Source organism: Planococcus sp. CPCC 101016 (assembly GCF_007859295.1).
GTDB lineage: Bacteria > Bacillota > Bacilli > Bacillales_A > Planococcaceae > Planococcus.
In genome coordinates this window covers 2,492,306-2,515,470 of record NZ_VOHB01000002.1, presented here as the reverse complement: position 1 = coordinate 2,515,470, position 23,165 = coordinate 2,492,306, and the positions used below count along the sequence as shown (strand labels likewise).

The window sequence follows — 23,165 nt, the reverse complement described above, 5'->3', positions numbered from 1 at the left end:
TTGAAGTTCAATCCGGATTTTGTCTGGAACGGACTTGACATGGGAAACGAGTACCGTATCAATTTCGAGAGCAATCTCGCAGGATATAAGGAGGAACATTTTTTGAAAAACCGTCGATTATTTACATCAGAATCAGTAACAGAAGGACATCCGGATAAAATCTGTGACCAAATCTCAGATGCTATTTTGGATGCTATCTTAACCGAGGATCCAAACGCGCGTGTTGCATGCGAAACCACTGTCACTACAGGGTTGGTATTGGTAGCCGGAGAAATCACCACTTCCACTTACGTGGATATCCCAAAAGTTGTTAGACAAACTGTACGGGAAATTGGTTACACACGAGCTAAATATGGTTTCGACTCAGAAACAAGTGCGGTCCTTACAGCAATCGATGAGCAATCAGCGGATATTGCTGCAGGCGTCAACGTGGCACTTGAATCACGCGAAGGCCAAATGACAGATAAAGAATTGGATGATATCGGAGCAGGCGACCAAGGGTTGATGTTCGGGTATGCCAACAATGAAACAGAAGAATTAATGCCATTGCCGATTTCATTGGCACATAAATTGGCTCGCCGCTTGGCTGAAGTGCGCAAAGAAGAGATTCTTCCATACTTGCGTCCGGATGGCAAAACGCAGGTGACAGTAGAGTATGATGAAAACAATCAACCACTTCGTGTGGATACAATTGTCATTTCGACTCAGCATCACCCGGAAGTGACGCTTGAGCAGATTCAACGCAACATCAAGGAGTATGTTATCAAAGAAGTGGTTCCAGCAAAATGGATCGATGAAGATACGAAGTACTTCATCAACCCAACGGGCCGTTTCGTTATTGGCGGACCTCAAGGAGATGCAGGCTTGACTGGCCGTAAAATCATCGTTGATACTTACGGTGGCTATGCACGTCATGGCGGCGGAGCTTTCTCTGGTAAAGATGCGACGAAAGTTGACCGTTCAGCAGCTTATGCTGCTCGCTACGTAGCGAAAAACATTGTAGCAGCCGGACTTGCAGATAAATGCGAAGTACAATTAGCATATGCGATCGGTGTTGCACATCCAGTATCTATCGCATTTGACACATTTGGCACTGGCAAAGTTGATGAAGACAAATTGGATGATTTGGTGCGCGCAAACTTCGATTTGCGTCCTGCCGGAATCATCAAAATGCTTGATCTTCGTCGTCCGATCTACAAGCAGACGGCAGCATACGGACATTTTGGCCGTACCGATGTCGATCTTCCTTGGGAGCGTACAGACAAAGCAGCAATTCTGAAAGAACAGGCTGGCGTACAAGCTGGAATTTAAAACATCATCGAATGAAAAAAGACGATTGAGCCAATAGCGCTCAATCGTCCTTTTTATGTTCTTTAGTCTTTTTGAAGAGATTTGTAGTACGCGCCTTTTTCTGCGTATTCGCGGACGATGCGTTCCATATCCACTTTGTCATCTTCACGGAGTTCACGGACGACTTTTGCTGGACGTCCAAGAGCGAGCATGCCGGGAGGAATGATTTTTCCAGGCGGTACGAGGCTGCCGGCTCCAATAAATGCACCTTCCCCGATTTCAGCACCATCAAGAACAATGGAGCCCATGCCAACTAATGCGCCTTTTCGGATGGTGCAGCTATGCAAAGTCACTTGATGGCCGATTGTCACGTCATCTTCCAAGAGTAACGTTTTTCCTGGGCTTTGGTGAAGCATACAAAGATCCTGGATATTTACTTTATTGCCGATGATTGTCGGAGACACGTCACCGCGTATTACAGTGTTGAACCAAACCGATGAATCAGCGCCAATGGTTACATCGCCGGAGATGGTTGTATAATCTGCAATAAATACAGATGGATCAATTTGGGGGAATTTGTCTTTAAATGGATAAATCATGGCAAAGCTCCTTTAAAAAAGATAAGATATTCTATAATCGTAACAAATCAAATGGAAACGTCAAATATAGAATACAGCAGCAAAAGTTGATTAGCGGTGAAAGGAAGTTTTACTATGTGGAAATGGCAGGCTGAAGGAACAGCGAAAGCGGTAATAGTACTTGTTCATAGTGCGTATGAACAGCATATGCGCTATGCATGGCAGATTGAAAAATGGCGATCTGCAGGATTCCATGTTTATATGGGAGACTTGCCTGGCCACGGCAAGAACGCCGAAGCGGACCATGTTCACCGTGAGTCATTTGATGACTATGAACAATCGATAAATGAAATGCTGAAGCTGGCTTCAGAAAATGATCTTCCGGTATTTGTTATAGCACATGGACTTGGTGCGACTATTTCCATGAACGTTCTTGGCAACCGGAAATTCAATGTAGCAGGGGCAATCTTCACTTCTCCATGGCTGCAATTAAAAAAACTGCCACCTAAAGCGCCTAATGCATTTCCAGTTGTTGCGCAAATGACGGGCCGAAGAAAATTGGACCACGGCATTGAATTGCGGCATTTGACCAGGGATCAATTCTCATTTGAACAGGAAACCGAAAATAAGCTTTATCATTCTGTTATTACAGCAGGATGGTACAAGGAATTGCAGAGCTATATGAAAGAAACTGCAGCCTCCATTGAACTGTATCCTCTAATCCCGACATACCTGCATACTGCTGAGCGGGATCTGATCACCGAAATAGAGGCATCACGTCAATGGCTAATGAAGCAGCAGCTCAATGAATTCAGCTACAAGGAATGGAAATACTGCTACCACGATATTTTTCAGGAACCGGAAAAAGAAGAAGTTTTCCTGGCGACGCAGGCTTTTATCCACACAGTGCTGCGTTCAGTCGGCTACTTGATCGAGGAATGATAGAAACTTTTAGTTACTGCCGGTATATGGGAAGGAGAGGATGATAATGGCGTTGATCTATAGCGTGCTGGACCAATCACCGATTTCAGAAGGCAGTTCACCGCAGGAAGCTTTGAAACAGACGGCGATTCTGGCACAAAAAGCCGAGAAATGGGGTTATACCCGTTTCTGGGTGTCTGAGCATCACGACGCTCAAACACTGGCAGGTTCTTCTCCGGAAGTGCTGATTGCGCATCTTGGAGCTGTGACCAAAACCATCCGGCTTGGCTCGGGAGGTGTTATGCTGCCTCATTATGCCGCTTTCAAAATCGCGGAAAACTTTAAGTTGCTGGAAGCCTTGTATCCCGACAGAATCGATGCGGGAGTCGGAAGAGCACCAGGAGGCATGCCGCGCGCTTCTTATGCGTTGAATGAAGGGAAAAAAAGAGACACCAGCCAGTTTCCCGCACAAATCGAGGATCTTCGTATGTATTTGACAGATACGATTCCTGAAGAGCATCCGTATTACGGCATGAAGGCGACGCCGGTAACTAAGCATAGCCCGCCTATTTGGATATTGGGTTCGAGTGAAAGCTCAGCGCTTCTGGCAGCAGAAAAAGGATTGCCTTATATGTTCGCCCATTTCATTAATGGCGAAGGCGGACAACAATTTGCCAAAGACTATCGTGAACGTTTTGAATCTTATAATGGAAGCAAACCCCACGTTGGCTTCGCCATTTTTGTCATTTGCCAAGAAACACAGGAGCAGGCAGAATGGGTCGCTTCTTCAATGGACCTTTCACTTTGCATGGGTGCACAGGGCATGCCCTCAAAAGGCACACCTCCACCTGAAAAGGCGACGGCCTATCCCTATTCCAAATTTGAAAAACTCTTGGTTGCTGAAAATCGACGGCGAATGGTTGTCGGAACACCGGAAAAGGTAGTGGACCGGTTGAACGAACTGGCAACTGAGTACAGAGCAGATGAAGTGATGCTGGTTTCCTCTGCCTATGATTTTACTGACAAACTTAAAAGCTTCCAACTTGTAGCGGAAGAAATGAAAAAGCGCCGATAGGAGACATCCTATTGGTGTTTTTTTCATAGTATGCTAACTTTTTTCTGAAGCATATAGAAAAAGTGAGGCTTTTGTAAAGGATCTGCAGGCAAGCTTCCATTTCTGCCTAGTACATCTCAATTAGGGTATAGATTATGAAAAGCTTTTTATCTTTCAGGATTGGAATTTCAGGTTTGAAAAACTGGCATTAAAAGGAGGAGTATGAATGAATAATTCAATTAAAGCTTTTGTATTCGATGTCTACGGAACTTTGTTTGATGTAACAGCAATCAAAAAAGAATGCGAAGATCTATACCCCGGATATGGCGAGAAAATAAGTCAGACCTGGAGGTCCAAGCAAGTTGAATATTTTATGCTGCGACAGCTAATGGTGAACTACGCCACCTTGTATTCGATTACACACCAAGCATTGAAATATGCATTAAAAGAAAATAAGCTTCAATCGAGCGAACAAAATGAGCAGCAATTATTGAAAGCATACCTGCATTTGCCGCTTTATTCAGAAGTCGAAAAGGTTCTTGCGCAGTTGAAAGACAAAAACTTAGTAGTATTTTCAAACGGATCACTTGATATGTTGGATCCGCTAATTGAAAATGCCGGATTAACCGATGTATTTGCTCAAGTGCTCAGCATCGATGAAGTCAAACAGTTTAAACCGGCACCTGCATCTTATCAATATGCTTTAGACAAACTTGATCTGGAAAGAAGCGAAATCCTGTTTATGTCCTCCAATGGCTGGGATATCTCTGGAGCTAAAAATTTCGGTTTTCAAACAGCCTGGATCAATCGAAAAGAATTGCCGGTAGAAGAACTTGATCTGGAGCCAGACTATATATTCCCAGATCTAACTGGTTTATTGAAGTGGAGATAAAATTTGAACAAGTAGATTAAAAAGAGTAAAACTGCACTATTTATGCACAGCTAAGGCTTGATGGGGGATTTTTCGGGGATTTGTATCTCTTGTTACCAAACCGTATAAAATTATTATCTTGTATTTGGCTGAAGTAGATGCAAACTTGTAAAATAAATCACAATTCCGACAAATTAATTGTTTGCATCATGCATTTGCTATGCTATTGTATTTATACAACTCAATACACTTTTGACTACACGTCAAGGGGGAGTAGCTATAGGGAAACCTATTTCACAGTCGTCATTACATGGTTCGTAGCCATCGGTTGTGATAGCATAATTTGCTTAGCGAGACCTTTGCCTTTAATTGGGCAAGGGTCTTTTTTGTTGTTAAAAATTAGGAGGTTGATAGAAGATGGAAGCGATTTTATTGGAGTATTTGTGGGTGTTGCTGGTGCTGGTAGCTTTGGAAGGCTTATTGGCAGCGGATAACGCAGTGGTGATGGCAGTTATGGTTAAGCACTTGCCGGAAAAACAGCAGAAAAAAGCTTTGTTTTATGGATTGGTGGGAGCATTCGTATTCCGTTTTGCCGCATTATTCATGATTACTTTGCTCGTGGATGTATGGCAAATTCAGGCTTTGGGAGCTGCTTATTTATTGTTTATTGCCTTCAAGCACATTTACGATCAACGAAAAGGAAAAGAGCATTCAATCGAACCGGAAGCGACAAAAGGTTCAGGTTTTTGGATGACGGTCCTCAAGGTAGAATTAGCGGATATAGCTTTTGCAATTGATTCAATGTTGGCCGCTGTTGCATTGGCCATTACATTGCCTCATTTGGGAAGTTTGGAAATCGGGGGCATCAATGGAGGCCAGTTTGGCGTCATGCTTGCTGGTGGACTCGTCGGGATTATCATCATGCGCTTTGCGGCTCATAAATTCGTTAAGCTATTGGCAACCTACCCACAATTGGAAACGACAGCGTTTGTCATTGTAGGCTGGGTCGGTGTTAAATTGACTGTCTTGACTCTTTCTCACGAAAAGCTTGGAATCCTGCCATATGACTTTGCCCATTCAACCGAGTGGAAGCTGATTTTCTGGGCTGTATTAATTGGAATAGTGTTAGTCGGCGCGTTAATCAGTATCAAGAAAAAAAGAGAACAGGAAGTCTGAATATCGGCTTTTCAACAGGAACCTGTCAGGTAGTGAGCATATTATTAAAAGATGCAGGAAGGCCAGCAGCGACGAATTTTTGCTGCTGGCCTTCCTCTTTAATTATCCATTATTCAAACAGTATTTGTACCTTTAGTATTTTATGGTTTTTGTTTATAAAAAGTTAAAAGATGGTATGAGTTGAATACATGAACTATTAATAATTCGTCTTTAATAATAAAAAAATGATTTACATAGAAGTTCCAGTAGAACAAGTAAGAAAGGCGTGTGTAGATAGGGAGCTGATCAATTTAACGAAAGGGTAAAAATAACAACCTATGGAGGAAGGTTTGTTTCATGATCAGACCAGGTCATACAAAAAGACATATTTTGAAAATGGTTATTTTCCTGATGGCTGCTAGTTCTTTGGTGAGCTGCGTTGATTCAGAGGAGCATATTGAGTCACATTATTCTTCAGAAGAAAAGACTGGTACCGATGAGCAAGTAAATGAACAGAAAGAATTTCAAGAGATTCGGCCCGAAAAAGCAGTTGCAGTAAACAGAATCGACAAGGGAAAGGAAGGATGGGAAGAGAACACCAATGAAATCCTAGAGAAACTTCTGCTAGATCTACAGGAAGAACAATGGGAAATGGCCACTCTTCAACTAAAGGATCCAATGAAAATCGATGTCCCTTCCGATGATTTCACCGAGCCTCGCATTGCTCATGCGGTTCTGAGTAAAGAGGACCATTCAATGAACTATGCATGGCTGGAAATCAACGAAATGAACAGTAAATTCAATACTGTTTGGCAAAAGCATTGGGGCAGCATAAGCAATGAATCTGCAGCGCTGGATAGAAAGCTGTTGATTGGCCATTTAACAAGCATTCAGCGTAAATATGAATCTTTGCTTGAACAAGTAAGATACATGGAATTCAAAAGTTCCACAAAGTATGCTCAACATTTGCATGACTATAAATTGTATCTCGAAGGTGCGATTCTTTACCGGATAGAAGCAGCTTCTAATTTACACAGAGCCTTAGAAACGGGACAACGTTCAGAACTATCAGTAAAGGAAGCGGTTGAAGCCGCAGCCGCTTCAGAAGCCTATGCCGAATTGGCTGATGCAGAACTGGCAAACTACCAACGTAGTTTTCGGCCAGACTTGAATTTGATTCCTGAATAATTAAGAGTTCACTCATGCAAAAAAACGATGGAGACATTTGTCTCTATCGGTTTTAAACTATAGTCACAGTTTATTTTTTAGGGGAAGCACATAACTGGATCTTTACTCCACCAAAAAATAATACTTGTTTTTCCACTATTAGTTTCTTAAGGGGTTTTCTGCTTTTTCTCCACAGCCAAAAGAAACGGCGGGGAATGTTTTTGGTTGATGAATTCGTATTTCAGAACATCAAATGATTTTTGGGGAAGAGATGAAACAAATTCCATGACGGCGTCACGCTCTTCCCTTCCGCCGTCGTGCCCGCTGTACACGACGACCAGCAATAACCCATTGACTGACAGAAGTTCCAGGCATTGTTCAAGAGCAGCCAGGGTGCTTTGTGCTTTAGTAATGATGCTGTGGTCGCCTTTCGGTAAATAACCTAAGTTGAAAACAGCTGCTGAAATAGGGCTCGCAACATAATTCATGATCTTGTCGTGGCTGTCGTGAACAAGTTCGACGTGATGGAATTCTCTGACCCGTTCACTGGTCGCTTTAATCGCTTCTGCCTGAATATCAAAGGCAAAAACTTTGCCGGAAGGTCCAGTCAATTCAGCGAGGAAGTAAGTATCATGGCCATTTCCGGCAGTGCCGTCCAGCACGCAGTCACCTGGAGAAACAGCTTGTTCCAGCAATGACTTTGTATAAGGCAAAACCCGCTGCAAGGTCATAATGTCACACTCCCCGCAACTAATTTTCCCTGCCAGCTTCCGCGGCGTTCCAATTCAGCATCAATGCCGTTCAGGACGTCCCATTTGTTGGCGCTCCACATCGGACCGATCATTAAGTCAATGGGTCCGTCGCCGGTGATGCGCTGGACAACCATTTCAGGAGGCAACACTTCAAGTTGGTCGGCCACCAAATTAATATATTCCTGCTTTTCCAGGAATTCGACCATTCCTTTTTCGTATTGCTTGACCATTGGTGTGCCTTTCAACAGATGCAACAGGTGAATTTTAATGCCTTGTACATCCAGTTTTGCAACTTCACGGGCGGTTGCCATCATCATGTCCCGGTTTTCCAAAGGCAAGCCGTTGATGATATGGGTGCAGACTCGTATGCCACGGTTGCGCAACTTCGCAACTCCTTCTACATATGCATCGAAATCATGTGCGCGATTAACCAGCAATGCAGTACGTTCATGGACGGTCTGAAGACCAAGTTCTACCCACAGATAGGTCCGGTCGTTGAGTTCGGCAAGGTAATCAACAACATCGTCAGGCAGGCAGTCAGGTCTTGTGGCAATACTTAGGCCAATGACATTTTCCTGTTGCAGTGCGGCTTCGAATTTTTCCTTGATCACGGGCAAGGGAGCATGTGTATTGGTGTATGCCTGAAAATAGGCCATGTATTTGCCATCTTTCCACTTACGGTGCATTTTTGCTTTTATTTTTTCAAATTGCAATGGAATTGGATCTACCCGGTCACCGGCAAAGTCACCGGAGCCTGCAACACTGCAGAATGTGCAGCCGCCATGAGCAACGGTGCCGTCGCGGTTAGGGCAGTCAAAACCCGCATCCAATGCGATTTTCATGACTTTAAAGCCGAAATGGTCGCGCAGATGGCGGTTCCATGTATAATAGCGTTTTCCATCAGATGAAAAAGGGAACTCTGTATTCACTCTAAAACAACTCCTCTTTCACGTATTGTAGCATGCCGGTAAAAGAGCCAACAATGCCTGGCAATATCATCAAACAGATTTTATGAATATTGCGTTTACGGCAATAGTTTGTTTAAATTGGTATGAAAGCGTTTTACTAAATACGATTTAGTTTATGAGGCAGAGGGGGCATAATGGGATGAAACCGATTTACAGTTCTGCGAAAGAAGCAGTTGAACAGATCCAAGATGGCGACACGATTATGGTGGGCGGTTTTGGTTTAGTGGGAATACCGGAACAGCTGATCTTGGCTCTTGTCGATAAAGGGGTCACCGATCTTACCGTCATCTCCAATAATTGCGGTGTGGATGAGTGGGGCCTCGGTTTATTATTGAAAAACAAACAAATCAAAAAAATGATTGGTTCTTACGTAGGTGAAAACAAAGAATTCGAGCGCCAGGTATTATCTGGCGAAATTGAAGTAGAATTGACTCCGCAAGGAACTCTTGCTGAAAAGATGCGTGCAGGCGGAGCGGGAATTCCAGCTTTCTTTACTCCAGCAGGCGTCGGCACGACGGTTGCAGAAGGCAAGGAAATTCGTGAATTCGATGGTAAGGAATATGTTCTTGAACACGCATTAAGAGCTGATTTTGCATTGGTACGGGCACACCGGGCTGACAAAATGGGCAATTTAGTGTATAACAAGACTGCTCAGAACTTCAATCCCTTAGCTGCTGCCGCTGGAAAAGTGACCATCGCAGAAGTCGAGGAAATTGTAAAGATCGGCGATATCGATCCGAACCATGTCCAGACACCAAGCATTTATGTTCAAGGCTTGCTTCAGGCAAACCAGGAAAAACGCATTGAACGTCTAACGACACGCACTGTTTAGGAAAGGATGGAGAAAATCGTGGATAAACAATTAGTCAGAGAACGAATTGCAAAGCGAGCCGAAAAAGAAATCAAAGACGGCGATTACGTCAATCTGGGAATTGGCATGCCGACATTGGTGGCCAATTTCATTTCCGACAATAAAAGTGTAGTACTTCAGTCAGAAAATGGACTTTTGGGAATTGGACCTTACCCAACAGAAGATCAAGTGGATCCGGACTTGATCAATGCCGGAAAAGAAACGGTCACGACGATTCCAGGATCTGCTTTCTTTACGAGTGCTGAATCTTTCGCGATGATTCGCGGCGGGCATATCGATGTGGCGATTCTTGGGGGCATGGAAGTAGCTGAAAACGGCGATCTGGCAAACTGGATGATTCCAGGCAAAATGATCAAAGGCATGGGCGGAGCGATGGATTTGGTCCATGGCGCAAAAAAAGTCATTGTCATCATGGATCATGTGTCCAAAGACGGATCAGCCAAGATCAAGAAGCAATGCGATTTGCCGTTGACCGGCAAAGCTGTAGTCAACAAAATCATTACCGAACGCGCTGTAATTGAAGTGACTGAAGAAGGACTGGTTTTATCCGAGGTCTTTGAAGGCTTTACAGTACAGGATATAATTGATTCCACGGATGCACCGTTGAATACAGATAAGGTCAAAGTCTCATAGGCTATTGCCAAAAAACGGCGATTCGTCTAAAATAAAGACAATAGCCAATGACAGCGAAGAGGATCAGTAGTTTGTGTGTTTTCCACAGAGAGCCGGCGGATGGTGCAAGCCGGCAAAACACGCAAATGAACTCGCCTTGGAGTCAGTGTATGTGAAACCAAGTAAGATACACCGTTTTCCGCGTTAAGGAGTCAAGTTGAGCGAGCAGTCGCTAATTTGGGTGGTACCGCGGGAAAACTCCCGTCCCTTATTTTATGAGGGACGGGAGTTTTTATTTTGAGGAGGAACAGGAAATGACATTCAAGCACAAGACAGTTGAAAAGAAATGGCAGAAATACTGGCAAGACCATAAGACATTTAAGACGGTGGACGATCCGTCCAAGCCGAAATTTTACGCATTGGACATGTTCCCGTATCCGTCAGGCGCCGGACTTCATGTCGGACATCCCGAAGGCTACACGGCAACAGATATTTTAAGCCGTGTGAAACGCATGCAGGGCTATAACGTTCTGCATCCGATGGGATGGGATGCTTTTGGTCTTCCGGCAGAACAGTATGCGTTGGATACCGGAAACGATCCCGCAGAATTCACTGCCAAAAATATTGAAACGTTCAAGCGCCAAATTCAGGAACTTGGATTTTCCTATGACTGGGACCGTGAAATCAACACGACGGATCCTTCATATTACAAATGGACGCAATGGATTTTTATCCAATTGTACAATAAAGGCCTTGCTTATGTTGATGAAGTGGCGGTTAACTGGTGTCCGGCACTTGGCACGGTTCTGGCAAACGAAGAAGTGATCGATGGCAAGTCAGAACGTGGCGGCCATCCGGTCGAACGCCGTCCGATGCGCCAGTGGGTGTTGCGCATCACCGAGTATGCGGATCGTTTGCTTGAAGACTTGGATGAACTGGACTGGCCGGAAAGCCTGAAAGACATGCAGCGCAACTGGATCGGCAAATCCGAAGGAGCAGAACTGGAATTCCAGGTAGCCGATACTACTCATTCTTTCCGCGCATTTACAACACGTCCGGATACAATTTTTGGTGCAACATATGCCGTATTGGCTCCGGAACATAAATTGGTGTCTGACATCACGACAGCTGACCAAAAAGAAGCGGTCGAAAAATACATTGATGACGTTAAGACGAAAAGTGATTTGGAACGCACTGATTTGGCGAAAGACAAATCAGGTGTCTTTACAGGCGCTTATGCGACCAATCCGGTTAGCGGCGAAAAAATGCCAATCTGGATTGCTGATTATGTACTGGCTACTTACGGAACAGGCGCAATTATGGCAGTTCCGGCTCATGATGAACGCGATTACGAATTCGCTAAGCAATTCGATTTGCCGATTGTTGAAGTCGTTTCAGGTGGCAATATCGAAGAGGAAGCATATGCTGGCGATGGCGAATTGATCAACTCGGATTTCCTGAATGGCTTGAATAAAAAAGAAGCGATTGAAAAAGCCATCAATTGGCTTGTTGAAAAACAGGTTGGAGAAAAGAAAATCACTTACCGTTTGCGCGATTGGCTGTTTAGCCGTCAGCGTTATTGGGGCGAGCCGATTCCGATTATCCACTGGGAAGACGGAACCATGACGCCGGTCGAAGAAAAAGACTTGCCATTGATGCTGCCGGTGACGACAGATATCAAGCCGAGCGGCACTGGTGAATCACCACTTGCCAATATCGACGAATGGGTCAATGTGGTTCATCCCGAAACCGGTATGAAAGGCCGTCGCGAAACCAATACGATGCCGCAATGGGCAGGCAGCTGCTGGTATTATTTGCGTTTTATCGATCCAAACAACGACGAAATGCTGGCAGATCCGGAACTATTGAAACGCTGGCTGCCTGTTGATGTCTACATTGGCGGAGCAGAACACGCTGTACTTCACTTATTGTATGCGCGTTTCTGGCATAAAGTGCTTTACGACATCGGAGTGGTTTCAACAAAAGAACCTTTTCAGAAGTTGTTCAACCAGGGCATGATTCTTGGGGAAGGCAACGAGAAGATGTCTAAATCAAAAGGAAATGTCGTCAATCCGGATCAAATCATCGAAAGCCACGGAGCGGACACATTGCGCATGTACGAAATGTTTATGGGCCCTCTTGAAGCATCGATTGCCTGGTCGACAAATGGCTTGGAAGGCTCCCGCCGATTCCTTGACCGCGTTTGGCGCCTATTGATGGACGAAGAGCAATTGAGTGCGAAAGTTACTGATGCTAATGATAGCAAGATGGATAAAGTTTATCATCAGACAGTCAAGAAAGTAACGGAAGATTTTGAAGGACTGCGCTTTAATACTGCCATTTCGCAAATGATGGTCTTTATCAATGAAGGCTACAAAGTCGAGGCGATTCCGAAAGAATATGTGGAAGGTTTCGTGAAACTGCTGTCACCGATTGCGCCTCACGTTGCAGAAGAGCTATGGGAAAAATTGGGTCACGAAGGTTCCGTCTCATACGAAAACTGGCCGCAATACGACGAGTCGAAAATGGTCGACGATGAAGTTGAAGTCGTAGTTCAAGTAAACGGCAAGGTGAAAACCAAGCTGACCATCGCGAAAGACAGCACGAAAGAACAGCTGGAAACAGCAGCGCTAGCGGACGAGCAAGTCCAAAAAGCGTCAGATGGCAAACAAGTACGTAAAGTCATTGTCATTCCGGGGAAATTGGTTAATATTGTAGTAGGGTAAAAAGAAAAGTAGAGTATAAAAAAAGAGGCAGGCCGGATTTATTTCCGGCTTGCCTCTTTTTTGGATGCTCATATGTTGAATCATAAAACTCTTTCTTTTATACAGGCTTCGGCTGCCTTTAACGTTTAAACTCCGCTTTCAACCGGGTTTTCTTTCGCAAACCGCGCTGCACTTTGTCCAGCGACATTGCCGGTCACAAGTGCAGAAGTGATGTTGTAGCCGCCGGTATAACCGTGGATATCCAGGATTTCACCGCAGAAGTATAAGCCCGGTTTCTTTTTAGAAGCCATCGTCTTTGGTTCGATTTCTTTGATGGAAACACCGCCGCCAGTGACAAAGGCTTTTTCAATCGGCTGTGTCCCGTTTACAAACATCGTACAGGCTGTCAGCTGTTGGGCAAATGCCCGTACTTTTTCGCTGGCCAGTTCTGCGCCAGTCAATTGTGGATCGATGTCTGCACGACCAAGAAGAAATAGCAGCCAACGTTCCTGAGCAAGGCTTTTCCAAACGTTTTTCACTGATTTTTTCGGTTCAGCTTTCATCATTTTAAGCAGCAGTTGGAAAGCGGATTCCGCATTTTCATCCGGCAGAGAATTGATTCGCATTTCCACTGGCTGTCCGCCATTTTTTTTCATTTCCTTGACTACGTACTGGCTGCAGCGCAACACAGCAGGACCGCTCAATCCGAAATGGGTGAAAAGCATATCCATCTGATGAGTCACCAATACTTTGCCTTTTTTATTAAGGACCGTCACGGCTGCGTCGCGCAATGCCAAACCTTGAAGTTCACGGCTGACAATAAAAGCTTCTTTCGACAGCAGCGGCACCTCGGTTGGATAGAGATCAGTGACTGTGTGTCCTGCTTTTTCCGCCCACGGATAGCCGTCTCCTGTAGAACCGGTTTGCGGAACAGCCTTGCCGCCAACTGCCACCACAATTGCTTTGGCTGTATACTCTTCGCCAGTATGGAGACGGACACCCGTTATATGCTCGTCGGTCATCAATAGTTTTTTGACGGGTGAGTCGAGCAGGACCGTGACATTCAGCCGGTCCATTTCTTTGAACATCGCATCGGCAACGTCCTGTGCCCGGTTCGAGACCGGAAACATCCGTCCATGATCTTCTTCTTTTAAAGCGACACCAAGGCCTTCAAAAAAGGAAATGATGTCTTCGTTATTGAATACGGAAAACGGGCTGTGAAGAAAACGGCCATTTCCTGGTATATGTTTCACAATTTCGTCAAGAGGCAGCCGGTTGGTCACATTGCAACGCCCTCCGCCTGAAATAATTAATTTTTTCCCTAATTTCTTTCCTTTTTCGATCAATAAAACCTTTTGGTTATTGGAAGCTGCGGCAATTGATGCCATTAAACCGGAGGGACCCCCACCGATGATTATAACGTCATACATACATAAGAACTCGCTTTCGTTTTTCTTTCAGTATACACGATGATGCGAAACACGTTGAGTAATTTCTTCTATAGGTGTAAACTATCGTGTAGATTGCTTTTAAAACGAACAAGACAGGAAGTGCAGAATGTCATCATTAATTAAAGGTACAGCCATTTTAACTTTAGGGTTATTTTTATCAAAAATCCTCGGTGTTATTTATATCATCCCGTTCTACAGCATGGTGGGAGAAGACAATATTGGTCTTTATCAATACGCATACATACCGTATAACCTGATGCTGGCACTGGCCATTTCAGGAGCTCCGATCGCTTTTTCAAAATTCACCGCTAAATACAATTCCCTCGGTGATTATGAAACAGGAAGGAGATTATTAAAGTCAGGCTTGCTGACAATGATGATCACCGGCTTTGTTTCTTTCTTATTGCTTTATCTCTTTGCGGAGCCGCTTGCCCGCATCACCATTTCTGAAGATGAACGAATTTATTCGGTTGAAGATGTCACCGAAGCGATCCGTTGGGTCAGCTTTGCCCTGATCGTCGTCCCATTCATGAGCCTTTGGAGAGGGTTTTTCCAAGGCTATAACTACATGATGCCGACCGCAGTTTCCCAACTGGTTGAACAGATTGTCCGCATCATTTTCCTATTAGGCGGAGCTTTTGCGGTTATCTATATCTTTGGCGGTACACCAAAAACAGCAATTCAATTTGCCGTTTTGTCTGCGGCAATCGGAGCGCTTGGCGGTATTGTCACTTTGGCTTATTTCTGGAAAAAGAAAAAACCGGAATACAATCGCCTGCTTGCGAATTCGGTTGAATCCTATGACGTTAAATTACGTGATATGTACAAGGAAATTGTTATTTATGCAGTTCCCGTCATTTTCCTTGGGATTGCCAATCCTTTATTCCAATTTGTCGACTTGATGACTTTCAACCGGGCGATGAGTTCTGGCGGCAATTTCTCAGAAATCGACTTGCTTGGAATCTTGAACTTGACTGCCCATAAATTAGTCATGATTCCAGTTATGCTGGCGACCGGTTTTTCAATGGCATTAATTCCGTTGATCACCAAGCATTTTACACGGAATGAAACGCTTCAAGTGTCACGAACATTGGATCAATCGATACAGGTTCTGTTGTTCCTCACATTGCCAGCTGTCATCGGCATGACGATGCTGTCTGATGAACTTTACCATGTGTTCTATGAAGTGAGTGAAGTTGGGTCTGAAATTTTGGCGCATTACTTGCCGGTTGCTATTCTCTTCTCGGCATTCCCGGTTACAGCTTCAATCCTGCAAGGCATCAACAAGCAAAAATGGATTATCATCAATTTGTCTCTCGGCTTATTTTTGAAATGGATTTTAAATACTCCGCTCATTGAACGTTTTGAAACGGATGGTGCAATTGCAGCGACGATTATCGGCTACTTGGTAGCCATCGGCATGAATATGCTGGTCATCGTCAAAACCATGAACTATCATTCGCAGATGGTGGGTAGACGTGTCATCCTGATTGTCATTTTAAATGTGATCATGGCAGGAGCAGTATACTTGTCAATGTCAGGCTTGGATCTGTTTATTGGCATGGACAGTAAATTCCAGTCAATGCTGCGCATCATTTTGATTGGTGGGGTCGGGGCAATTGTTTATGGTTACCTTGGCTTAAAGACCGGGCTGGCGCAGAAATTGCTGGGTTCAAAAATAACAAGAATATCCCGCAAATTCGGTTTTTAGGAGTGACTGTATGCGCATAGATAAATTCCTATCCAACATGGGCTTTGGCTCCAGGAAAGAAGTCAAGATTCTGCTGAAAACAAAAGCGGTGGAAGTGAACGGCAAAGTCGTCCGCGATCCTAAAGTGCATGTCGATGAACATGCCGATCAAGTATTGGTGGGTGGAGAGGCTGTTATTTATAGCGAATTCATTTACCTGCTGATGAATAAACCGCAGGACGTCATCTCGGCGACGGAGGATAAATACGATCAGACGGTCATCGATTTGCTGGCGGAAGAAGACCAGCATTTTGAACCGTTTCCGGTTGGCCGCCTCGACAAGGATACCGAAGGGTTTCTGCTGCTGACGAATGACGGCAAATTGGCGCATGAGTTATTGTCTCCTAAAAAGCATGTGGACAAAACTTATTATGCGTTAATAGAAGGAAGAGTTACAGAAGAGGATAAGGAAGCGTTTGAAAAAGGTGTAGAGCTGGACGATGGCTATGTAACGAAGCCGGCCAGTCTGAATATACTGGAAAGCGGCGCTTTTTCCAAAATCGAATTGACAATCACAGAAGGCAAGTTTCACCAAGTCAAGCGGATGTTCGAGAGTGTCGGCAAACGCGTAGTATACTTAAAGCGTTTATCGATGGGGCCATTGAGCCTAGATCCGGACCTAGCTCTTGGAGAATACCGCCATTTGACGGAACAGGAAGTAGATAGTTTAAAACAAAGAAAATGACCGCATAGTTGCGGTCATTTTCTTTGTTTAGGAAATCGGTTTAGGATGTCATTTTCACTTTTCGTTGCGTCGTTGTCCATTTGCCTCGAGTTGGGCTTATCACCAAGTCGTTAAAGGCTAACACATTCAAATCTCTTTGAATGGTGCGAGGAGTGATGCCGAATTCATCGACAAGATCTTGCGTCGTTACAGTCCCGTTTTCGAGAATGTACTTATACATATCTTTAATTCGAATGAGCATGCGATCAGTTGTAGGTTTCATGTTAAAAGAACCACTCCTTCATCTTTTTTCCCATTGGCAAAGACTAGCGGACGATGTGCTGAGGTTTATACAGCAGGTTTATGATAGATGCCAAAGACAGCCCCTTTTCCTAAAATATGTGTCAATCTAACTAGTCTGACAATTTGATTATAGCGGAAAAACATCTCGAATTCTAGGATTTTCCTTTATTTTTACTTAAAAATAACAATTGAAAACAGAATTTATTGTGTAAATTGAAGGCTAGTTCTTTAATTTATTGAAAAAAGGTGTACAATAGCCATAACAAAAAGGAGTGTGAAACATGGATTGGCTGCAAGAAGCAACAAAACGCAAAAAAACCATGCTGAGTGAATTACAGGAATTAGTAGCGATTCCCAGCATATTAAGTGACGAAACAACGCCAACGGCTCCTTTTGGGAAAGAAGTTAAACAGGCATTGGATTGGTTTTTGGAAAAAGGAAAAGAACAAGGTTATTCAGTTAAAAATGTTGCTGATGTCGCTGGACATCTTGAAATTGGCCAAGGCGAAGAGTTGCTCGGAATTTTAGGGCATGTCGATGTTGTGCCAGCGGGCGAAGGATGGACAAAAGATCCGTTTGGTGGAGAAATCCATAAAGGTCGTCTGTATGGCCGTGGAGCCATCGATGATAAAGGGCCGACCATTGCTGCATGGACTGCTTTGAATATGCTGAAGGATGCAGGTGTAGAATTTACAAAACGGATTCGACTAATTATCGGTACTGATGAAGAAAGCGGTTTCCGTTGTGTAGAACGCTATTTCCAAACAGAAGAAATGCCGGATGCTGCTTTTGCTCCGGATGCCGATTTTCCCATCATCAATGCGGAAAAAGGCATTGCCGACTTAGTTTTTTCAACTTTTTCGATCTATGAGGATGACATCCTCGAGTCATTTATTTCAGGTTACCGGACCAATATGGTGCCTGATAAAGCGACGGCCATTTTAAACGGCCAGTTGGAAGAATGGCAAAAAGAGTTTAGGGCGTTTTGTATTGAACACCAAGTGAAAGGGGTAGTTGAACAGCATAACGGTTCAACCGAATTGACCATCCATGGGAAATCGGCACACGCCATGGAGCCGGACAACGGCATCAATGCTGGAATTCTTTTGGCACTGTTTCTAAAAGATCGCTTGAAGGGCGATGGACAGAAGTTTGTGGCATTTGTCGCTGATACCTTTTACAAAGATTCACGAGGGCGGAAGCTCGGACTTGATTTTACGGACGAGCAATCGGGAGAAACGACATTCAATGCCGGAGTTATCCGTTTTGAGATAAATAAAACCGCCATGATCAATGTCAGCATGCGGTATTCCGTCAGTTACCCATTTGAAGAAAAGATGGCTGCCTATCAGTTGAAGGATTTCGTGCTGGACATTGCGTCCAATTCCCCTCCTCATTATGTGGATGAAAACGATCCATTCATCAAGACGCTGCAAAGCGCATATGAAAAGCAGACTGGCAACACAGCAAACCTTATTGCCATCGGTGGAGGCACCTATGCGCGTGTATTGGACAAAGGAGTGGCTTTCGGTATGCTGTTTCCAGGCGAACCGGATGTTGCCCATCAAGCGGATGAATTTGTCGACATCGACAATTTAGTTAAAGCGACTGCGATTTATGCAGAAGCGATTTATCAATTGGCATGTAAAAAATGAGGAAAGAGGGTATGGATATGGATTTGATATTGCATAATGGTGAGTTTATTCGTGAAGAAGATTTGGTGATTTCGAAAGAAGATCGCGGCTATCAATTTGGAGACGGCATTTACGAAGTGATCCGTGTATATGAGGGGAATTTGTTTACTGCGAAAGAACATATCGACCGTTTTTACGAAAGTGCGGACAAAATTAAAATTGTCATTCCTTACACGAAAGACGTATTTCATAAGATGATGTATGATTTTGTTGAAATGAACAATATCGACAATGGCCAAGTGTATGTACAAATTACTCGCGGTGCTGCAGAACGGCAGCACCAGTTCCCTGTACAGGCAAATCCCGTCATTACAGGCAATACCAAATCGGTCGAACGTCCAGTGGCAAGCATGAAGTCGGGCGTAACCGCTAAATTTATCGAAGATATCCGTTGGCTCCGCTGCGACATCAAGAGCTTGAATCTGCTTGGCAATGTTTTAGCTAAGCAGGAAGCTACCGAGGAAGGGTTTTTCGAAGCCATTCTACACCGAGGTGAAACTGTGACAGAAGGCTGTTCATCGAATATGTATGGTTTTAAAAACGGCACTCTTTATACTCATCCTGCCAATAACCTGATTTTAAACGGCATTACGCGCAGAGTCATCCTCGAGTTATGCAAAGAGCTAGATATTCCAGTGGAAGAAACAGCTTTCACAAAAACCCAGGCACTGGAAATGGATGAGTTCTTTATGTCGTCCACAACTTCCGAAGTGATGCCGATTGTAGCAATTGGCGACCACAAAATTGGCCAGGGAGTTCCAGGAGAATTGACGCAGAAACTGCAGGCCGCATTTGAAGAGCGCATTCAAGTGGGCGTGAAATCATAAACTTATCGATTTCAGAAGAAAAGTGATTGGCTTTGGCCAATCACTATTTTTATGGGCCGGTTCACATGGTAAAATGAAGCTAGGTGATGACAATGAAACCACATTATTTTATCGGAATAAAAATCCCTTCATCCATAGCAGAGAAGTTGGCTGAAGTGCGGAATGCCTGGAACCTGCAAACCCATAAAAGACAAACACCGCCGCAGGATATGCATATTACCCTGTTGTTTATTGGTGAAGATGTTCATGGGGAAATTGGCCAAGTGGAAAAATTGTTGGCAGAAATTAAACAGCAGTCATTCAGTTTGACGATTGACGGAATCAAGACCTTCGGCAACCCTTTAACGCCAAGGGTAGTATATGCATCTCTTGAAACCAGCAGGGAGTTGGAGGAGCTTCAGCACCAAGTACGCCAATCTCTGAAATCGTTGCAAATCAAACCAGATGCAAAAAAATTTATACCGCATATTACATTAGCCAGCAGATGGGCAGGTGGAGAACCCATACATCTGCACTATTCCATCGGCAATATGCAGTTTGAAGCAACTGAGTTTTCGTTATTCCGAATTGCGCCGAAGGACAACCCCCGTTATCAAAAGATAGCCAATTATCCACTGGAAACTGCACCTACTGTTTCTGAAGGCGAGAGTTTATGAAAATAGTATTTGTAATCAACCCCGTTGCAGGCAATGGCAAAGCCATGAGAAAATGGCAGCGTTTTGAAAAAACAATTCATTTTCCATTCGAGCATGTCATCACTCGTTTTCCTGGGCATGCCACCGAAATTGCAAAAACTTATCGGGAAGACGAGCAGCATGTTTTGCTGATCGGCTTTGGTGGAGACGGGACTCTGCGTGAAATCGCTGCGGGGGCGGCCGGGGCAAAAGAACTTATTGTCGGCTCTGTAGCGGCAGGATCCGGAAATGATTTTGCAAGAGCCTACCCTACATTCAAAGATGCCCAGGCAATCGAAAAATTCCTTGAAAATCCTTCTTTCAAATCCGAAGACATGGGTGAATTTTTTAATGACGCTGCTTGTTATTTTGTCAGCAGCTCTGGCATCGGTCTAGACGCTGCAATCAGCATCGCCGTCAACCAATCGCCCATCAAAAAAACCTTGAATCGGATAGGTCTCGGAAAATTGACTTACCTTGCATATGTCATCAAGACCTTGATGAAATTCGAACGGTTTACTCTGTCGGTGGAAAGCGGTGGAGGTACCTTCATCTATAAAAATGTTTGGTTAGCAACAGTCAACAATCAGCCTTATTTCGGTGGCGGCATGAAAATTTCACCCCGTTCCAAAACAGATGATGGCATGCTCGAATTGACGGTCGTCCATCAAATTTCCCGTTTGAAACTATTGCTGGTTTTTGGTACGGTATTCAGCGGAACACATACACGTTTTAAAGAAGTCAGCCAAAAAAGCGACACTGAATTCAGGCTTTTGACCGATAAACCTGTTTGCCGGCATGTCGATGGCGACGATGCCGGCAAAAGTCCGTATAATGAACGAGTTGTGTACAGAATTAGCAAACATGACTGGAAAACAATAAATTAATAGTATAGAAAGAGGATGAAACATGAGATCACGTTTTAAACCATGGGCAGCGGATTTAATCGATTCCCACCCCGACATTGTTATACAAGAACCACAGCTGAAAAAAGGAAAGTGGCAGGAAATCTTCGGCAATAAGCAGCCGCTTCACATCGAAGCAGGAACAGGAAAAGGCCGTTTTATCATTGGTATGGCAAAAGCCAATCCCGATATCAACTACATCGGCATTGAATTGTTTGATAGCGTCATTGTAACAGCACTCGAGAGCATCCTGGAAGAAGAGGGAGGCATACCCAATCTTCGGTTGTTAAAAGTGAACGCAAAAGACATGGCCGATTATTTCGAAAAGGCAGAAGTGGACAGATTGTACCTGAACTTTTCAGATCCTTGGCCAAAAACACGCCACGCCAAACGGCGATTGACACATGAATCTTTTCTAAAGCTATACGAGGCCGTTTTGCCGGAAAAAGGGGAAATTCATTTCAAGACGGACAACCGAAAACTTTTCGAATATTCACTCACGAGCATTTCTGAATATGGTATGTTATTAAAGGATGTATCATTGGATCTTCATGACAATGAACCTGAATGGAATATTATGACGGAGTATGAAGAAAAATTTTCGAAAAAAGGCCAGCCGATTTACCGGTTGGAAGCGCAGTTTTCAGTTAGCTGATCATGACAAGGGGGAAAAGGGAATGCAAAAATTTCAATTTCACGACATGAATCTAACCTGGCTTGATGGAGGAACGACTTTTTTGGATGGCGGTACGATGTTTGGGGTAGTGCCGAAAGTCATTTGGTCAAAACGTTATCCTGGCAATGAAAAGAATCAAATCGAATTGCCTACGCATCCGATCCTGGTTCAATTTGAAGGTCATAATATTTTAATCGACAGCGGTCTCGGAGACGGCAAATTAACGGAACGCCAAATGCGCAATCTAGGGGTTTCAGCACAATCACGTGTCGAAGAGGAATTGGCGGAACTTGGATTGACGTCTGAAGATATTGACACTGTACTGATGACTCATCTTCACGGAGACCATGCAGCAGGCTTGACGAAATGGCAGGGAGAAGAACTGGTTTCTGCTTTTCCGAATGCCAAAATCCATGTGTCCGCTATAGAGTGGAATGAAATGCAGCACCCGAATATCCGTTCACGCAATACCTATTGGAAAGAGAATTGGGAGCCGATAGTCGATCAGGTTGAAACATTTGAAGGCGAAAAAACTTTGTTCGACGCCATAAGCTTGATACATACCGGCGGCCATTCTAATGGCCATAGCGTCATTAAAATGACCCAGGGCAATGAAGCCATTTTGCATATGGCCGATATCATGCCGACACATGCTCATCAGAATCCTTTATGGGTATTGGCGTTCGATGATTATCCAATGGATTCAATCTATGCCAAAGAGAAGCTGATGAAGGAAGCCTTGGAAAACGGTTATTATTTCAGTTTTTATCACGATGCGTATTACCGCATCCTTAAATGGAGCGCGGATGGCAAAGAAATAACCGAATCACTTGTACACAAAGAAAAAGTCCTATAAAAAAAGGAGCCAGCCGGCTCCTTTTTTTTATTTATACTTGTTTTACTTCGATTACTGCGCCTGTATAAGCGTCAGCCAAAAATTCAAATTGCTGAAGTTCGTCTTCCTTGTGGCGAGTGATGCCGCCTTTATAAACTTCAGTTGTTAAAGCATGTTGCTTATAAGGCTCGGTTTTCATGAAAATCCAAGAGCCATCGATAGGTCCTTCTTCTTTAAATGCAGATTTGACTTCTTTTAAGACATCATCCGCTGGATATAGCTTTGCCTTGCGATCGTAAATTTCTTTTACCAAATATGTTGCTGCCACACCTGTAGCGAAGCCAATAAGTAAATCACGATTTTTCACTAAAATCCCTCCTCTGCTTACTGGATAAATTGTACCATAAATATTTTGAAGGGCGAAATGAAAGCTTGTTAGTTA

Annotated in this window: 23 protein-coding genes and 1 other annotated feature; of the genes, 17 read left to right on the top strand and 6 right to left on the bottom strand. The window is 44.0% G+C overall.

Annotation, left to right across the window (positions count from 1 at the left end):
- Window positions 1-102: 102 nt before the first annotated feature.
- Window positions 103-1,311, top strand: coding sequence for a methionine adenosyltransferase (gene metK / locus FQV26_RS11995; RefSeq protein WP_146557701.1), 1,209 nt, complete (start codon window positions 103-105; stop codon window positions 1,309-1,311).
- A 62-nt stretch (window positions 1,312-1,373) separates the two neighbouring features.
- Here metK and FQV26_RS11990 read toward each other — a convergent pair whose 3' ends face one another.
- A complete protein-coding gene (locus tag FQV26_RS11990; protein WP_146557700.1) occupies window positions 1,374-1,889 on the bottom strand; it encodes a gamma carbonic anhydrase in 516 nt (171 codons plus the stop codon).
- A gap of 114 nt (window positions 1,890-2,003) precedes the next feature.
- On the opposite strand from FQV26_RS11990, the gene FQV26_RS11985 reads away from it, so the two are divergent.
- The 5 genes from FQV26_RS11985 to FQV26_RS11965 all read left to right on the top strand — a co-directional run bounded on the left by FQV26_RS11985 (window position 2,004) and on the right by FQV26_RS11965 (window position 7,057).
- The gene (locus FQV26_RS11985) at window positions 2,004-2,810 is read left to right on the top strand and encodes an alpha/beta hydrolase (RefSeq protein WP_146557699.1); all 807 of its coding nucleotides are present in this window, start codon (window positions 2,004-2,006) and stop codon (window positions 2,808-2,810) included.
- 46 nt (window positions 2,811-2,856) lie between these two features.
- Entirely contained in the window at window positions 2,857-3,864 is a 1,008-nt protein-coding gene (locus FQV26_RS11980) for an LLM class flavin-dependent oxidoreductase (protein ID WP_146557698.1), read from the top strand.
- A 205-nt stretch (window positions 3,865-4,069) separates the two neighbouring features.
- A complete protein-coding gene (locus FQV26_RS11975) occupies window positions 4,070-4,735 on the top strand; it encodes a haloacid dehalogenase type II (RefSeq protein WP_146557697.1) in 666 nt (221 codons plus the stop codon).
- A gap of 396 nt (window positions 4,736-5,131) precedes the next feature.
- Entirely contained in the window at window positions 5,132-5,890 is a 759-nt protein-coding gene (locus FQV26_RS11970; protein ID WP_146557696.1) for a TerC family protein, read from the top strand.
- Between the two features lie 369 nt (window positions 5,891-6,259).
- Window positions 6,260-7,057: a hypothetical protein gene (locus FQV26_RS11965; RefSeq protein WP_146557695.1), complete on the top strand. Its 798-nt coding sequence runs from the start codon at window positions 6,260-6,262 to the stop codon at window positions 7,055-7,057.
- 146 nt (window positions 7,058-7,203) lie between these two features.
- Here FQV26_RS11965 and mnmM read toward each other — a convergent pair whose 3' ends face one another.
- Together mnmM and mnmL are read right to left on the bottom strand one after the other, a co-directional pair.
- Complete coding sequence (gene mnmM, locus FQV26_RS11960) at window positions 7,204-7,767, bottom strand: tRNA 5-(aminomethyl)-2-thiouridylate-methyltransferase MnmM (RefSeq protein WP_146557694.1); 564 nt, start codon at window positions 7,765-7,767, stop codon at window positions 7,204-7,206.
- Window positions 7,764-8,717, bottom strand: coding sequence for a tRNA modification radical SAM protein MnmL/YtqA (mnmL, locus tag FQV26_RS11955; protein ID WP_146557693.1), 954 nt, complete (start codon window positions 8,715-8,717; stop codon window positions 7,764-7,766). Before mnmL ends, mnmM begins: the two co-directional genes overlap by 4 nt.
- A gap of 178 nt (window positions 8,718-8,895) precedes the next feature.
- Here mnmL and FQV26_RS11950 point away from each other — a divergent pair, with 178 nt between their 5' ends.
- The 3 genes from FQV26_RS11950 (at window position 8,896) to leuS (ending at window position 12,965) form a co-directional block, all read left to right on the top strand.
- Window positions 8,896-9,588, top strand: a complete 693-nt coding sequence (locus FQV26_RS11950; protein ID WP_146557692.1) for a CoA transferase subunit A — start codon at window positions 8,896-8,898, stop codon at window positions 9,586-9,588.
- Between the two features lie 18 nt (window positions 9,589-9,606).
- Window positions 9,607-10,260: a 3-oxoacid CoA-transferase subunit B gene (locus FQV26_RS11945; RefSeq protein ID WP_146557691.1), complete on the top strand. Its 654-nt coding sequence runs from the start codon at window positions 9,607-9,609 to the stop codon at window positions 10,258-10,260.
- Window positions 10,261-10,304: 44 nt separating this feature from the next.
- Window positions 10,305-10,511 (top strand) — a binding site (T-box leader).
- 42 nt (window positions 10,512-10,553) lie between these two features.
- Window positions 10,554-12,965 (top strand): leucine--tRNA ligase, encoded by a 2,412-nt coding sequence (gene leuS, locus FQV26_RS11940; protein WP_146557690.1) that lies wholly within the window; start codon window positions 10,554-10,556, stop codon window positions 12,963-12,965.
- Between the two features lie 125 nt (window positions 12,966-13,090).
- Here the strand turns inward: leuS and FQV26_RS11935 are convergent, their stop codons facing one another.
- On the bottom strand, window positions 13,091-14,374 hold the full coding sequence (locus FQV26_RS11935) for a BaiN/RdsA family NAD(P)/FAD-dependent oxidoreductase (protein ID WP_146557689.1): 1,284 nt from the start codon (window positions 14,372-14,374) through the stop codon (window positions 13,091-13,093).
- 127 nt (window positions 14,375-14,501) lie between these two features.
- On the opposite strand from FQV26_RS11935, the gene FQV26_RS11930 reads away from it, so the two are divergent.
- Window positions 14,502-16,106, top strand: a complete 1,605-nt coding sequence (locus FQV26_RS11930; protein WP_146557688.1) for a putative polysaccharide biosynthesis protein — start codon at window positions 14,502-14,504, stop codon at window positions 16,104-16,106.
- A 10-nt stretch (window positions 16,107-16,116) separates the two neighbouring features.
- On the top strand, window positions 16,117-16,830 hold the full coding sequence (locus tag FQV26_RS11925; protein WP_146557687.1) for a pseudouridine synthase: 714 nt from the start codon (window positions 16,117-16,119) through the stop codon (window positions 16,828-16,830).
- A 40-nt stretch (window positions 16,831-16,870) separates the two neighbouring features.
- On the opposite strand, the gene FQV26_RS11920 is transcribed toward FQV26_RS11925, so the two are convergent.
- Complete coding sequence (locus FQV26_RS11920; protein WP_146557686.1) at window positions 16,871-17,092, bottom strand: DeoR family transcriptional regulator; 222 nt, start codon at window positions 17,090-17,092, stop codon at window positions 16,871-16,873.
- Window positions 17,093-17,393: 301 nt separating this feature from the next.
- Here FQV26_RS11920 and pepV point away from each other — a divergent pair, with 301 nt between their 5' ends.
- The 6 genes from pepV to FQV26_RS11890 all read left to right on the top strand — a co-directional run bounded on the left by pepV (window position 17,394) and on the right by FQV26_RS11890 (window position 22,744).
- Window positions 17,394-18,767, top strand: coding sequence for a dipeptidase PepV (gene pepV, locus FQV26_RS11915; RefSeq protein ID WP_146557685.1), 1,374 nt, complete (start codon window positions 17,394-17,396; stop codon window positions 18,765-18,767).
- A gap of 17 nt (window positions 18,768-18,784) precedes the next feature.
- On the top strand, window positions 18,785-19,633 hold the full coding sequence (gene dat / locus FQV26_RS11910; protein WP_146557684.1) for a D-amino-acid transaminase: 849 nt from the start codon (window positions 18,785-18,787) through the stop codon (window positions 19,631-19,633).
- Window positions 19,634-19,719: 86 nt separating this feature from the next.
- The gene (gene thpR, locus FQV26_RS11905; RefSeq protein ID WP_261384308.1) at window positions 19,720-20,289 is read left to right on the top strand and encodes an RNA 2',3'-cyclic phosphodiesterase; all 570 of its coding nucleotides are present in this window, start codon (window positions 19,720-19,722) and stop codon (window positions 20,287-20,289) included.
- A complete protein-coding gene (locus FQV26_RS11900) occupies window positions 20,286-21,194 on the top strand; it encodes a diacylglycerol/lipid kinase family protein (protein ID WP_146557682.1) in 909 nt (302 codons plus the stop codon). Before thpR ends, FQV26_RS11900 begins: the two co-directional genes overlap by 4 nt.
- A gap of 22 nt (window positions 21,195-21,216) precedes the next feature.
- Window positions 21,217-21,867, top strand: a complete 651-nt coding sequence (gene trmB / locus FQV26_RS11895) for a tRNA (guanosine(46)-N7)-methyltransferase TrmB (protein WP_146557681.1) — start codon at window positions 21,217-21,219, stop codon at window positions 21,865-21,867.
- 22 nt (window positions 21,868-21,889) lie between these two features.
- A complete protein-coding gene (locus FQV26_RS11890) occupies window positions 21,890-22,744 on the top strand; it encodes a YtnP family quorum-quenching lactonase (protein ID WP_146557680.1) in 855 nt (284 codons plus the stop codon).
- A 31-nt stretch (window positions 22,745-22,775) separates the two neighbouring features.
- On the opposite strand, the gene FQV26_RS11885 is transcribed toward FQV26_RS11890, so the two are convergent.
- Entirely contained in the window at window positions 22,776-23,090 is a 315-nt protein-coding gene (locus FQV26_RS11885) for a PepSY domain-containing protein (protein ID WP_146557679.1), read from the bottom strand.
- Window positions 23,091-23,165: the final 75 nt, after the last annotated feature.